Here is a 14,396-nt window from a genome sequence, read left to right on the forward strand (position 1 = left end):
ACGTTAAATGTACCACTAAATAGAGTAAATTTGTAAAAAAATCTTACTATTTAAAAGGATTATTTGATGTTTTTTCAAATTTTAAGCTAACAAAAATTTTGATAAACTGTTCGCGTAAGAAAGATTTAACCAAAAAAGACACAATCCAATGAAAATTTTCAATCACATTCAGATTATTCTAGTCGAACCCTCACTCCCAGCCAACATAGGCTCTGCTGCACGTGCAATGAAAACAATGGGTTTATCTCATTTACGTTTAGTCTCACCCAAACAGCCTATTGATGAACAAGCCAGATCGCTTGCCGCGGGCGCAAAAGAGGTATTAGATAACGCCCAAACTTATGCTACGTTTGATGATGCGATTGCAGATTGCCAACTCGTTATTGGCACCAGTGCCAGACTCCGTCATTTACAAAATACCTTAGTTGAACCAAGAGATTGTGGTGAATTAGTGATAAACCGAGTCAGCGTTGGTAAAGTTGCGATAGTATTTGGGCGAGAACGTGTTGGGCTAACTAATGAAGAGTTGCTGAAATGCCAATATCACCTCAATTTCCCGACTAATCCTGATTATGGCTCACTCAATTTAGCAATGGCGGTACAACTAGCAAGCTACGAAATCCGTATGGCGTATTTGCAAAAAACAGCAGAAAAACAACCGCTTGTAGAGGCAAAAGAATATCCTACAGCAGAAGCGTTAGAGCATTTTTTTGCTCACACCGAGCGGTTATATAAAAAATTAGGTTTTATCCGCAATGAAGCGGTTATGCTGAAACTTCGCCGATTATATCAGCGAGCAGAATTGGAAACGAATGAAGTAAATTTACTAAGAGGAATGCTAACCGCCGTTGAAAAAGCAAACTAAATAAGCCGTATAAAGTTTATGAAGATTAAAATTGGTCAGTCATCTAGCTATCTTCGTTTTTTCTCTATACAATGTGTATAATTTTTCACACTCTTTTATTTTATAGGACTTAATAATGAAAAAGATTTTTTGGATTTTATTGATCGCAGTGCTTGCAGTGGGTGGTTATTCATTAACAAAATATAACGAATTAATGCGTGCGGAAGAAGACATTAACTCTGTATGGGGGAATGTGGAATCAGCTTACCAACGCCGTGCTGATTTAATTCCGAACTTAGTCAACACAGTAAAAGGTCAAGCTAACTTTGAGAAAGAAACATTAACTTCTGTGATTGAAGCTCGTGCAAAAGCAACCGCTGTAACAGTTGATCCAAGCAATGTCACCGAAGAGCAAATGGCAAAATTCCAAGAAGCTCAACAAGGCGTAAACTCAGCGCTATCTCGTTTATTAGTTTCAGTAGAAAGATACCCTGAATTAAAAGCTCACGATGCATTTTTAAATCTTCAAGCACAATTAGAGGGCACCGAAAACCGCATTAATGTTGAACGTAATAACTTTAATGAAAAAGTGAAAGAATACAACAAAAAGGTGCGTGAGTTCCCAACTAAATTAGCCGCGATGATGATGGGATTTAAAACCAAACCACAATTCAAATCTGAAGCGGGTTCAGATAAAGCACCAACAGTAAACTTTAACTAAGTGATATTAATTTAGCTATATTTTAAAGCAATAAGCGCTTTTAAATTCGGTGCTTATTGCTTTATTTTTAAGGGGACGAAATGGGACTACTTTCTTTTCTTTCTAATCAATTGCCTATTGATACTCATCTTATCAAACAGGCTATCACTCATTTAGAGCAGCATACTTCTGCAGAATTGCGTGTTGTGGTAGAGCGAAAAGCCAAAATCAAGAAGATGCAAAATGCTGCTATTGTGCGAGCAAATCAACTGTTTGATGAATTGAATATGCAAGAGACCGCACAGCGTAACGGAGTGCTGATTTATCTCTCATTTAAACCCCATTATGTTGCGGTCATTGGCGATGAAGGCATTCATCAAAAAGTGGGGGATGATTTCTGGCAAAAAATTTATCAGGCAATGTGCACTCATTGCCAAAACCAACATTATACTCAAGCCATTTGTGACGCTATTAAAAGTGTGGAAGAGCCTTTAGCCTACTATTTTCCTTATCAAGAAGATGATAAAAACGAGCTGTCTAATGAGGTGGTGATTAAATGATGAAATCCATTTGCAACATTTTTACCCAATTCAACCGCTTGTTATTTATTCTACTGACAGCATTTAGCATAAATGCAGTGGCGGTAACCTACCCTGATCCACCCGATCCGTTTTATTACATTACGGATTACACAAAAAATACGCTAAGCCAGCAAGAATGGCGAATCTTGGAAGATGCGTTAATTGCAAACCGAGCCAACACCAGCTCACAAATTGCAGTAGTGATTGTGCCAAGCACAGAAGGAGAAGCCGTTTCTACCTATGCTCACACATTATTCAACAAATGGGGAATTGGGCGTAGCCAAAATAACGAAAACAATGGTATTTTGTTACTGATTGCCAAAAACGACCGCAAGCTCTTTATTGCGACAGGGAGAGGTTTAGAAGGTGCGTTACCTGATGCTATCGCATCAAGCATTATCCGTAATGAAATCACGCCATTTTTCAAGCAAGAGCAATATGCTGCTGGAATTGCTCGCGGATTATCCGCCATTATGGCAGCCATTAACGACGAATATGCACCTTACGCCAGCGACGAGAACGAAGCACAAGAATTTGATGGGCTATTTTTCTTCCTGTTTGCCGCAATGGTGATTTTCCTCATATTCCGCCCACGCAATCATACCTACATTAGCCCAAGCTCAATGGATCAACTGGGAAGAGTGTTAAGAGAAAGCCAACATAGAAATGGTGGTTTCGGCAGACATTCAGGAGGGTTTGGCAGCAGCTTCGGCAGTGGCGATAGTTTTGGGGGCGGTTCATCAGGCGGTGGTGGTGCTGGCGGAAGCTGGTAATTTCTCCAAACTCACATTCAAGCGGTCAAATTTTTAGAATACTTGCGTTGGCAAAATATTTAGGAAATTAGACCGCTTGCATTATACCCATATTTAAAAATGCCCATTGGTTGTAATGTTAAATTGCTTCGCCAAGCAAGCACTAAGATAAAACAACAAATTTTTATCATTTAATCCAAATTTTTAATTAAATATATTTGCTATTTCTACCTATTTTAGGCATATTTAGAATTAGTTTAATTTATATTAATAATAGGAAATTTTTATGAGTCAGCAATATTCCAGCATACACAATAACATTCAGATATTAGGTGACTTCTTAGGTCAAACTATCCGTGATGCTCAAGGCGATTATATTCTTGATTTAATTGAGAGTATTCGTGTGTTATCCAGAGACTCTCGCTCTGGCGATGAAACTGCCCGTGAGCAATTATTAGACAAATTAGCCAATATTTCTAATGATGATGTTCTGCCTGTTGCTCGTGCTTTTAGCCATTTTTTAAACCTCACTAATATTGCTGAACAACATCAAACGGTTTCACGCCATCATACCAATAAATTATTAGGAAGCCGTTCATTAGATTCACTTTTTCTTCGCTTAAAATCGCAAAATATTCCAGTTGAAAAAGTAATTAAAACCGTTGAAAGCCTGCTGATTGATTTAGTTTTAACCGCCCATCCAACAGAAGTAACTCGTCGCTCCTTAGGGCATAAGCACGTTGAAATTAATAAATGTTTAGACTTGTTAGAACACGATGATTTAACCGAATCGGAGAGCTATAAAATTAAACGCCGTTTAATGCAGCTTATCGCTCTTGCGTGGCATACTAATGAGATCAGAACTCAACGTCCTACGCCTATTGATGAAGCAAAAGGCGGTATGGCAGTGATTGAAAATAGCTTATGGACCGCTGTACCTGAGTTCTGTCGCCAGCTTAATTTTTATTTAGAGAAACATTTCAATGTGCAATATCCAGTAAGCCTAGCACCTGTTCGATTTTCCTCTTGGATGGGTGGCGACCGTGATGGCAACCCATTTGTGACAGCTGAAACTACTCGCCACGTATTAAGAATGAATCGTTGGAAAGCCGCAGAGTTATTCTTAGCAGATATTAAACATCTCAACGAAGAATTATCTATTACACAATGTACACCTGAATTTCGTACTAAATATGGCGATCATTTAGAACCTTACCGTGTCGTGTTAAAAGAGTTACGCCAAAAATTAGCCAATACTGAAATTTATTATGCAGAACTCTTAGAAGATAGAATTTCTACCATCGATGAAGATGATATTTTAACGTCAGATGATCAACTTTGGCAGCCTCTATTTGACTGCTATGAATCTCTACAAGCTTGTGGTATGCGAATTATTGCAAATGGTGCATTATTAGACTGTTTACGTCGCATAAGTTGCTTTGGTTTAAATCTATCTCGTTTAGATATCCGCCAAGAAAGCACCCGTCACGAAATGGCGATTGCAGAAATTACTCGCTATATCGGATTAGGCGATTATTCGCATTGGACAGAAGATGATAAACAGGCTTTCTTAGTGCGTGAGCTAAACTCTCGTCGTCCGCTTATTCCACATAATTGGACACCAAGTGCCGAAACAAAAGAAGTGTTAGATACTTGTAAAATTGTCGCTGAACAGCCACAAGGTGTAATTTCTGCTTATGTCATTTCAATGGCACGTGAAGCATCGGATGTCTTAGCTGTCCATCTTCTATTGAAAGAAGCAGGCTGTAAATTTACCATTCCAGTTGCTCCGTTGTTTGAAACATTAGGGGATTTGGATCACAGTGAAAAAGTGATGACCGATTTATTTAATATTGGTTGGTATCGTGGTGTGATTAATAATTACCAGATGATTATGATAGGCTACTCAGATTCTGCAAAAGATGCGGGTATGTTAGCCGCAGGCTGGGCACAATATCGAGCACAAGAAGCACTGGTCAATTTATGTGAGAAATACAATATTGAGCTTACACTGTTTCACGGTCGAGGCGGAACGATTGGACGTGGCGGCGCCCCAGCTCACGCAGCCCTACTCTCTCAACCTCCTCGATCACTCAAAAATGGTTTACGAGTAACCGAACAAGGTGAGATGATTCGCTTTAAATTAGGCTTGCCTGCGGTTGCACTTGAAAGTTTAGAACTTTACGCTAGTGCTATTTTAGAAGCTAATATTTTCCCACCGCCTGAGCCAAAACAAGAATGGCGAGATGTATTAGCCAAAGCGTCTAATATTTCTTGTCAAATTTACCGTAATATGGTGCGTGGCGAGGAAGATTTCGTACCTTATTTCCGAGCGGCGACCCCAGAGCAAGAACTCTCTCGCTTACCGCTTGGCTCACGCCCTGCAAAACGTAATCCTAAAGGCGGCGTAGAAAGTTTAAGAGCTATTCCTTGGATTTTTGCTTGGATGCAAAACCGCTTAATGCTTCCTGCTTGGTTAGGCGCAGGACAAGCATTGCAACAACTGATTAATGATGGCAATGAAAAGCTGTTAAAAGAGATGTGTAACGAATGGCCATTCTTCTCAACGCGTATCGGAATGCTAGAAATGGTCTTTAGTAAAGCTGATGTTTGGTTAGCTGAATATTACGATCAACGCTTAGTCGATCCAAACCTGCACCGTTTAGGTAATATGCTTCGTACACAATTACAAGCTGATCTTAAAACCGTATTAGCACTTGCTCACGACGGTCAATTAATGGCAGATCTGCCTTGGATTGCCGAATCTATCGCACTGCGTAATGTTTATACTGACCCGCTTAACTTACTCCAGGTGGAACTTTTACACCGTATTCGTAGTCAAGGGGAAAATGCCGATCCTGAATTAGAACAAGCTCTAATGATTACGATCACAGGTATCGCAGCTGGTATGCGTAATACCGGTTAGTTATATGACAAGCGGTCTGATTTAGTCAAAAATCTGCAAAATTCTGACTAAATCCGACCGCTTGTAGTTTGAAAGATTGATTATATTTAACCATAAAAAAATCTGCGCCTTAATCAGCGGGTTATTTAGTCCAACTTTTGGGGAGCAGATCGCTTTTCTCTCTTTTTACTTAGTTAATACCGTAAGGCTCGGTGTAAGGAATTATTCCACGTTTTAACATTCTTGAAACACCGTTACTATAGTTTGTGCCAAAGCGTAACTCAAAGTTAATGCCAAATTTATTATCGTAGTAGAAATTATTAATGGTATCAGGCAAACCAACTGGTGTTGATACTAAACGGCGAGCAACATACACATTCGCAGCCCAACAGCAAGTGTTATAATTTAAAGAAAATTGCCCTTCAACAGGTTTCTTCAATGCAAGATCATGATAATAGCTCGTCATTACTGACACTTTATCCGTGACCGCCCAGCCCAATACCGCACCAACTTGTTTGATAGATTGATCATATCTATTCGTATTTAAGTTTTGATTGATGTAATCCTTGCTTGCATAACGATAGTTAAGCTGAATCAATTTATCTAATTGAGGCTTATGTTGTAATGACATATTCGCCAAAGCAGTTTGGTTTAAGCGGGTGTCGTATTGATAACTACCATGCCAGTTCCATTTTTTATGGAACTTCCAGTTAGATTCTGCAGCCCATGAGGAAGAACGTTTTGCAATGCTGTTATCTGATGTATCGCCAATTTTTGATGGGCTTAAATAATATGTTTGACCTACACTCAAGTTAAACACTTCTTCAGCCGTTTCATTATTAAAGAATCGAGTTGTTCCACCAGCTGTAATTAAATTTGCCGAAGAAATTCGATCTAAACCACTATAGCGACGATCGTTAAACAGCGAGAAATAATCATTTTGCAACATAGCGGAATCATAACCTAAACTCACACTTCTCTGGTCTTTAGAGCCAATACCACTTTGATTTTTATATGGACGGTAAATATATTGCAATCTTGGCTCAACCGTTTGATTAAAGCCAGAGAAAAACTGTTTATCTGATTCTAAAATAGTTTTGAAATCTAATTTAATTTGAGGGATTACACGGCTTACACGCTTCTTAACATCCTCCGTGCTTTCACTCCCTTTAGTTTGCAAATAGTGCGTTGCATACAACTTTGTTTCTGAATTCAAACTACCATAGCGATTAGCTAATGGGAAACTCAACGCTGGCTCAGCATGGAAACGCCACGCTTTTGGCATAAGTTTACTATTATTTTCAAAACGAGCTGCTTGAGCGAAAAATGTCACATTACCATCTTTAATGACATTATGCTTATAGTAGTTAAAGTCAACTTGTGGAAGCACACGGTAAGGTGCAATATTTAATTCATCAAACGTTTGGAATTTTTTTCCTGAAATCGACAAATTATAGTTTGGCTGATAATACCCTAATGTAAAATTCTGAGTTGCATAACCATCTGTACTTCTACCATAAGCAGAATCAAAATCAGAGAAATAACGCCTATCACTTACTTTGGTATAATCTACAGAGAAACGCCAATTCGTTAATAAATCGATTATATGACGCCAATGAAGTAAATAACGCTTACGATCATTATTTTCTGGCTGGTATTCAGTTAAACTATCCTTTGCCATATACTCTGTTGCGACTAAGCCTTGACCCATTCGGCTTAAATAGCGAAACGCTGGACTAATTTGCCAGCCACGACGAGAGTAATATGTTGGTGTAATAGTTGCATCCATATTCGGTGCAATATTCCAATAAAATGGTTGTGAATAAGTCCAACCGTTTTTATTTGAACGCTCAAAACTTGGAACGAGTAAACCTGAGCGACGGCGATCGCCAATCGGGAATTGCAGGTAAGGCGAATAAAAAACAGGCACGCCAAGCACTTTAAAACGAGCGTGCCACATTTCTGCGTATTCCTCTTCCACATATTGAATCATCTCATTAGCTTCAATTTTCCAAGCATTATCATCTGGTAAACAAGAGGTAAAACTCGCATTTTTTAGCGTACGTTTATTGTTACCAAACTCACCATATTCCGCTGTACCTCGACCTTGTCTGCCTACTAATTGATAGTTCGCATTACTTAATCTCGCATCTTTTGATAAAAGATAAATGCTGGCATCCGTTCCTGTGGCTTGAATCAAATTATCTTGATAATTAAAGTTACCTTGCAAATATGCCATACGAGCATTTTCGCCATCTTGTTCAACTCGAACTTGATCTGCCCAAATCGAACGATTGCCCTGTTTGATCGTTACGTTACCAGTATAGGTCGCATCACGAGGCTGATTAATCGCAGCACTATCTGATTCAATAGTAACAGGCATTTTAAGCTGATCGCCCTCAACCACTTCTCCTTTAAATTGAGGTACACCAAGCAAACATTGTTGCTTTAAATCAGACACTGCATAATTGCTGTAACAAGCTGCTATTACAGCAAAAGAAAGTAAGCTATAACGCTGTTTCATTATTTTTCCTTTCTGAATGGGAACAAGCGGTCATTTTTTAAATGATTTTTCACTTGCAACACGGCATCTCACTTAGCCGTGGGTAAAGCCAACGTTCAAAGTAAAGTAGGTGCTTTTTGCAAATTTTCACAAAAAAATGACCGCTTGTTTATTAAATAATACGGGAGAACTGCTGTCTTCTCGCTAATTGTCTTGAATAAACATCAAAACATAAACAAATGTTGCGGATTAATAAACGTCCTCGTGGTAACACCACAATACCATCATCATTAATCACTAATAATTCATCTTCAGCTAACGGTTTTAAGAAAGCAAAATCTTCAGCAAAATAAGTATTAAAATCAATGCCGTACTGCGTTTCAATGATTGCAAAATCTAATTTGAAGTTACAAATCAAGGCTTTAATCACATCACGACGAATACAGTCATCTTGCGTAAGGGCAATGCCTTTATGCAACGCAATACCGTTGGTTTCAATATCTGCATAATATTGTTGTAACTCTTTGCGGTTTTGGGCGTAGGTATCGCCCAATAAGCTAATTGCCGAAACGCCTATGCCTAATAAATCGCACTCTTCTTGTGTGGTGTAGCCTTGAAAATTACGGTGTAAAATACCTTTGTCTTGGGCAATGGCTAATTCATCATTTGGTTTAGCGAAATGATCCATACCGATAAATTTATAGCCATTTTCACCTAAAAATTCGATCGATTTTTGTAAAATCGTTAATTTTGTTTCTGCTGCTGGCAATAAGTCTTCTTTAATTTTCACTTGAGCAGCAAAGCGACTTGGCAAATGTGCATAGTTAAACACACTCATACGATCTGGATTTAGTTCCACCACACGTTGTAGTGTGTACATAAAACTTTCTACATTTTGCTTTGGCAAGCCATAAATTAAATCCACATTCGTGGAAATAAATCCTAACTCCTTTGCTCGTTTCATTAAAGCAAAAATAAACTCTTCATCTTGCTCACGATTGACTAAAGCTTGAACTTCTTTGTCGAAATCTTGAATTCCCATACTGATTCGGTTAAAACCGATAGCTTGAAGGTGATCCAACATATTCAGTTCAATTTCACGCGGGTCCATCTCAATACTAATTTCAGCATCTTCGCTAATTTCAAAATGAGATCGTAACATCTGCATCAGACGTGCTGATTGATCTTCATCTAAATAAGTGGGTGTACCGCCACCCCAGTGAATTTGCGTCACCAAACGGTGAGTAAATAATGGTGCACGGGTTTTAATTTCACGCTCTAAATAATCTAAATAGATTTCAACCTTATGGCGATGGCGGGTAATTATCTTATTACAGCCACAGAAATAGCATAGCTTATGACAAAACGGAATATGCACATATAGCGAAAGCGGTCGCTCAGGATAACGAGCTGCCGCCGCAATAAAATCATCATTAGTATAATGTTCGTTAAACTCCAATGCGGTTGGATAAGAGGTATAACGAGGGCCTGAATGGTTATATTTTTGGATAAGGGCTAAATCCCAAATAATTTCTGACATTAGACTGCCTTTCTCATTGCTTCCACATTTTTTAATAATTGCTCACTCTCGATTTTAATTTCTGTTTCAAGCTCAGCTTCTTTTACTTCTCGCTCTAAATCAAGTTTCATTCGTTCATTACGTTTTAAATTTTTGCGTTCTTCTAAAATCGGCATATTTTCAACCACTTGATATAACGACCACATCGCATTATAGTAGCTTAATTTTTTGCCTAGTACATCTAATAATGGCTTTAAACGTAAAACCCCTTCAGAAAGATCACATTGTTCAGAAATCATTGCTCTGCTAATAATATCAATGCTCTCTAAAATACGAAGGTAACGCTCTTTTTGTGATTGTTTCGCTTTTTCAATCAACTCTTGCTCACGCCTTTTTTGTCTCTTCACTTTCATCATTAAGTGAATAGCATAGCCTGCCATTGAAATCAAAATGAGGGCCGCAAGCACAATCAAGAATATTTTTAGCATCATAATGGCTATCCATTAACGGAATTTATTAATATCCATAGTTTCGAATTGGCGTAATAACGCATCACCGTTATCACTCTCTTCATCTTCAAATTCAATGCCAAGCTCCGTCATCAACTCATCGATACGATCTAGACACTCATTCATAAATTTCTGATCTTCAGAAGATAACGTTTTACCTGCTTCTAAATCATCTAATAATTGATTTAAACACTCGTTATTTTCTAATTGCTCCAACTCTTGCTCTGGTGAAAGAACTGGTTTTACCGCCTCTACAGGCACAGGCTTAATAGTACGCCCTTTCTCTGGTTGATTTACAAATTCCACCATCAGTGGGACTTTTTTACGACTACCAATACGTGGATCTTTTACCTCTTTCACTACCGCTTTTTTCTGCTCTGTAGAATCCACATTACGAGAACCTGTTGGCAAACCCTTATGCTTACGTTTACGTTTTTCCTCACGGGCTAACACATCTAACTCATAACGAGTGAGTTTCAATTTTTTGCCGCCACCTAATTTAGGTGTTGGCTTCGCTGGTTTATCGGCTTTTCTTGCTGGCATAATATCAGTAATGCGGCGTGTTTTTTTAGTACGGCTCATAATTCTTTAATCGATTAATAAAATTTTAATAAATCACTATTCTACAGGGAATTAGGTTCCCTTAATAGTATCGTTTTAATTCAGCATTCCCATCAATGATAAGTTTGCACAAAGTACTGGTAGGCTTTTAACAGTTTTTCAAAATCATCTAAGCCACAAAAAGCAATACTTTCCTCATTATAAAATTGAAAGCCATCTTCCATTTCATTCTCGTCAAAAGCGGTATCTAAATTATTCGCTTTTGCCATCACCTCATCATAATCAAAATAGAGGCTGTACTCACGACCTTCAAATATACATTCATAATGATTAGGAAAAGCGGCTCTACATTTTTCAATTTCAACAAAAATAGCTTCTAGCTCTTTCGGATTGCCCGTAATTTCCGTATTCAACCAGCGGGCAAATGCTTCGTGATCCATTGAACATTTTGCCACAACGCCGTGAATACTATGGGTAAATTGATATTCCATACACATTCTCCTTTTAATCGCTATTATAGCCTAACAAGCGGTTATTTTTTGGAAAAATTTTACCATTTAGTTTAATAATCTTTGCCACATTCCACGCACAAATGCCCTCTCTTCAACAAATTCATTGGTATCTACCACGCTGTCTTTTCGGAGTAAGTTTAAATGGTGAATTTGATTGCGAAGTGAAGTATAACAATGTTTGAGCTGTTCGCTTTCTTTTAAACTTAAAATGCCACATTCAACCGAACTGTCGAAAATACGAACATTATCAGACCATACCGCCATATCCGATTTTTCATTACTGTGAGCTAACACCAAATATTGAGCGATAAATTCAATATCAGTAATGCCGCCTAAATCAGTTTTGATATGGAATTTATCGATTGAATGCAAGCTAAGATGCTGATACATCTTCTCCCGCATTTTGCAAATTTCTTGACGTAATTGACCGCTTGTACGAGGTAATGCAAGGGAGCTTTGGCGAATGCGTTCAAACTCTTGCTTTAAATGTGCTGCACCAAATACGCATCTTGCTCGTACTAAAGCTTGGCTCTCCCACGTCCAAGCCTCATTTTTTTGATAATGTTCATACGCTTTAAACGTACTGACTAAAAGTCCTGCTTCACCCGAAGGGCGAAGTCGCATATCTACGTCATAAAGCACGCCAGTACTGGTGTTAAGACTAAAAATAGAAGTGATTTTTTGTGCTAACTTTAAGTAAAATTGATGACTTGAAATCTCTTTTTTACCCCCCACGGTCTGGCCGCCATCAGGGGCATTGTGCAAAAAAACAAGATCCAGATCTGAATTATAACCGAGTTCAATTCCACCTAATTTGCCATAACCAATAACCGCAAAGCCTTTTTCATCCTCTTCTAAATGCTCTGGTTTTCCAAAACGTTGGCTGACTTGCTTCCAAGCTATATTGACTACCGAGTTGATAATCGCTTCTGCAAGGTAAGTTAAGTGATCGCTAATTTTCATTACTGGCAATACACCTAAAATATCCGCTGCCGCAATTCGTAAAATTTGTGTTTGTTTAAACTGACGCAAACCATCAATTAACGCTTCTTCATCTTCTTCAGGAATGCGAATCAAATAATCCTGCAAGGCAAATTGATATTGTTCAAAAGCCAGCACGTCGGTTAAGCCTCTATGGCTCATAAGCTCATCAAGTAGCATTGGATGTCGAGCTATCTGTTCCGCAATCATCACCGATTTACTGCATAGCGTTAAAAGCTGGGGCAAGATCTGCTCCCTTTCTACCATCAATTCAAGATAAGTTGTGCGTGTAGTAATTTTATCTACAATATTCAACAAACGAGGTAAAAGTAACAAATAATCGTCACGCTCAAAAAGACTGCCTGCTATTTTCGGCATTAAATTGCGTAACACTTCTCGTCCACGTAAGCCGATTGGACGTTTCACCCACTCTTGAAAAGTGGTATAAAAATAACGGAAAATCTCCTCATAATCGCTTTCTGCAACTTGAGGATAGCCTTTGAGTACGGCAGATAAATCTTCATACGAAATACTATAATTTAAAATATCTTTCCATTCTGCTAATTTTTCATTTAATGGACTGCTTTGGTCTTCACTTTCTTCCTCGCCGATCAACTCATTAAAAATGTGGCGAACTTCTTGTTGGTAACCATTTAAAACGGTTAAAAATCCAGCCCAATCACTAAAAGAATGCTCTATAAAAATAGCATTTTCACTCTTTAAGGCTTGTTGCCAATAGCTTTGGCAAGCAAAGATCAGACGAGCTTGATCATCAGAATCTACCGGTAAAGTTTGCGTTTGTTTATCATCTATCGCTTGTAGCACATTCTCTACTTGGCGATAAAAAATATAGGCATTGTGCAGTTTTTCTACCTGTGCCTGCGTTAATAAATTAAGCTCGCTTAAGCGAGGAAGTACTTTTAACAAACTACGTTCTTGTAAAATTTTATCTCGCCCACCACGAACCATCTGGAAAGTTTGCACAATAAATTCAACTTCCCGAATTCCGCCTGCACCAAGTTTTATATTATCGGTTAAGTTACGTCGAACGACCTCTCGGCTGATTTTTTGCTTCATTTCACGTAGCGATTGGATTGCTGAAAAATCTAAGTAACGACGATAAATAAAGGGTCTGAGCATCTGCTTTAAGTAGCAATGGTTAATATTTTCTCTCTCTTCACCTAAAATTTTCGCTTTTATCATCGCATAGCGTTCCCAATCTCGCCCTTGCTCTTGATAATAATCTTCCATTGCCGCAAAACTGAGCACTAACGCACCATTATCGCCAAAAGGGCGAAGCCGCATATCAGTGCGATACACTAATCCATCAGCGGTAATATCATCTAAAGCTTTAATTAAACGCTGTCCGAGTCTGGTAAAGAACTTACTATTTTCAATCGGTTTACGCCCACCTACGGTTTCTCCTACATCGGGGTAAGTAAAAATGAGATCAATATCAGAAGAAAAATTTAGCTCTCCGCCACCAAGTTTTCCCATTCCTAAAATCAGCAGCTCCTGCTTTTCTCCTAAGCTATTAATTGGTGTGCCATATTCAGCGCAACATTTTTCAAATAGCCAATCTCGAGCCGCCAAAATCAAGCTCTCGGCTAAATCAGATAAGCATTGAAACACAAACTCCACTGTTGCAAGTTTGTTTGATTGAATAAAACTAATCCGAGCCAACTCACAATAACGAAATAAACGCAATGTTTGACTAAGTTGCTCTTCATCTTCAACCTTTGCTAAAAGCTCATTTAAACGAACAGCATAATTGCTACAATCATTTGGTGTTGGAGGCGAATTAATCCACTGTGCCAATAAATTGGGTTGTGTTTGTACGGTCTGTTTAAACAGATTAGACATTGCTATAGCAACAACAAGCGGTTTAATTTGTGCTGAATGTTGCCAATCGGCTGGTAAATCGAATTGAGACTGCGAAAGTAGCGTGGTGAGCATAAAATAAGCTTCTTAAGGGTGAGGAAAGGCATACACCTTTCCCCACAAAATTTACAAAAAATAAGTAAAATTT

At 38.4% G+C, this 14,396-nt stretch carries 11 protein-coding genes; 5 read left to right on the plus strand and 6 right to left on the minus strand.

Features of this window, described 5'->3' with window-relative positions; all coding sequences use genetic code 11:
- Positions 1-148: 148 nt before the first annotated feature.
- From trmJ to ppc, 5 genes are all read left to right on the plus strand, one after another.
- A complete protein-coding gene (trmJ, locus tag HV560_RS08705) occupies positions 149-865 on the plus strand; it encodes a tRNA (cytosine(32)/uridine(32)-2'-O)-methyltransferase TrmJ (protein WP_159630481.1) in 717 nt (238 codons plus the stop codon).
- A 115-nt stretch (positions 866-980) separates the two neighbouring features.
- Complete coding sequence (locus HV560_RS08710) at positions 981-1,565, plus strand: LemA family protein (protein WP_176810158.1); 585 nt, start codon at positions 981-983, stop codon at positions 1,563-1,565.
- A gap of 80 nt (positions 1,566-1,645) precedes the next feature.
- On the plus strand, positions 1,646-2,104 hold the full coding sequence (locus tag HV560_RS08715) for a TPM domain-containing protein (RefSeq protein ID WP_176812664.1): 459 nt from the start codon (positions 1,646-1,648) through the stop codon (positions 2,102-2,104).
- Positions 2,101-2,898: a TPM domain-containing protein gene (locus HV560_RS08720; RefSeq protein WP_176808697.1), complete on the plus strand. Its 798-nt coding sequence runs from the start codon at positions 2,101-2,103 to the stop codon at positions 2,896-2,898. The genes HV560_RS08715 and HV560_RS08720 overlap by 4 nt, the downstream gene beginning before the upstream one ends.
- Positions 2,899-3,163: 265 nt before the next feature.
- Positions 3,164-5,803, plus strand: a complete 2,640-nt coding sequence (ppc, locus tag HV560_RS08725) for a phosphoenolpyruvate carboxylase (RefSeq protein ID WP_176812665.1) — start codon at positions 3,164-3,166, stop codon at positions 5,801-5,803.
- A gap of 169 nt (positions 5,804-5,972) precedes the next feature.
- On the opposite strand, the gene lptD is transcribed toward ppc, so the two are convergent.
- From lptD to glnE, 6 genes are all read right to left on the minus strand, one after another.
- Positions 5,973-8,306: an LPS assembly protein LptD gene (gene lptD / locus HV560_RS08730; protein ID WP_176812666.1), complete on the minus strand. Its 2,334-nt coding sequence runs from the start codon at positions 8,304-8,306 to the stop codon at positions 5,973-5,975.
- Between the two features lie 151 nt (positions 8,307-8,457).
- A complete protein-coding gene (hemN, locus tag HV560_RS08735) occupies positions 8,458-9,825 on the minus strand; it encodes an oxygen-independent coproporphyrinogen III oxidase (RefSeq protein WP_176812667.1) in 1,368 nt (455 codons plus the stop codon).
- Positions 9,825-10,292, minus strand: coding sequence for a DUF2489 domain-containing protein (locus HV560_RS08740; RefSeq protein ID WP_159631295.1), 468 nt, complete (start codon positions 10,290-10,292; stop codon positions 9,825-9,827). The genes hemN and HV560_RS08740 overlap by 1 nt, the downstream gene beginning before the upstream one ends.
- A gap of 15 nt (positions 10,293-10,307) precedes the next feature.
- Positions 10,308-10,895 carry a Der GTPase-activating protein YihI gene (gene yihI, locus HV560_RS08745; protein WP_176808701.1) on the minus strand — a complete coding sequence of 196 codons (588 nt, stop codon included), beginning with the start codon at positions 10,893-10,895 and terminating at the stop codon, positions 10,308-10,310.
- A gap of 92 nt (positions 10,896-10,987) precedes the next feature.
- Positions 10,988-11,365, minus strand: coding sequence for a YacL family protein (locus HV560_RS08750; protein WP_176808702.1), 378 nt, complete (start codon positions 11,363-11,365; stop codon positions 10,988-10,990).
- 66 nt (positions 11,366-11,431) lie between these two features.
- Positions 11,432-14,323, minus strand: a complete 2,892-nt coding sequence (gene glnE / locus HV560_RS08755) for a bifunctional [glutamate--ammonia ligase]-adenylyl-L-tyrosine phosphorylase/[glutamate--ammonia-ligase] adenylyltransferase (RefSeq protein WP_176812668.1) — start codon at positions 14,321-14,323, stop codon at positions 11,432-11,434.
- Positions 14,324-14,396: the final 73 nt, after the last annotated feature.

The sequence above is a fragment of the Mannheimia pernigra genome (assembly GCF_013377995.1).
GTDB lineage: Bacteria > Pseudomonadota > Gammaproteobacteria > Enterobacterales > Pasteurellaceae > Mannheimia > Mannheimia pernigra.

Bases quoted from the DNA above. Each gene is read 5' to 3' on its own strand.
- trmJ (WP_159630481.1), top strand. From the start codon at position 149: ATGAAAATTTTCAATCACATTCAGATTATTCTAGTCGAACCCTCACTC.
- HV560_RS08710 (WP_176810158.1), top strand. From the start codon at position 981: ATGAAAAAGATTTTTTGGATTTTATTGATCGCAGTGCTTGCAGTGGGT.
- HV560_RS08715 (WP_176812664.1), top strand. From the start codon at position 1,646: ATGGGACTACTTTCTTTTCTTTCTAATCAATTGCCTATTGATACTCAT.
- HV560_RS08720 (WP_176808697.1), top strand. From the start codon at position 2,101: ATGATGAAATCCATTTGCAACATTTTTACCCAATTCAACCGCTTGTTA.
- ppc (WP_176812665.1), top strand. From the start codon at position 3,164: ATGAGTCAGCAATATTCCAGCATACACAATAACATTCAGATATTAGGT.
- lptD (WP_176812666.1), bottom strand. From the start codon at position 8,306: ATGAAACAGCGTTATAGCTTACTTTCTTTTGCTGTAATAGCAGCTTGT.
- hemN (WP_176812667.1), bottom strand. From the start codon at position 9,825: ATGTCAGAAATTATTTGGGATTTAGCCCTTATCCAAAAATATAACCAT.
- HV560_RS08740 (WP_159631295.1), bottom strand. From the start codon at position 10,292: ATGCTAAAAATATTCTTGATTGTGCTTGCGGCCCTCATTTTGATTTCA.
- yihI (WP_176808701.1), bottom strand. From the start codon at position 10,895: ATGAGCCGTACTAAAAAAACACGCCGCATTACTGATATTATGCCAGCA.
- HV560_RS08750 (WP_176808702.1), bottom strand. From the start codon at position 11,365: ATGGAATATCAATTTACCCATAGTATTCACGGCGTTGTGGCAAAATGT.
- glnE (WP_176812668.1), bottom strand. From the start codon at position 14,323: ATGCTCACCACGCTACTTTCGCAGTCTCAATTCGATTTACCAGCCGAT.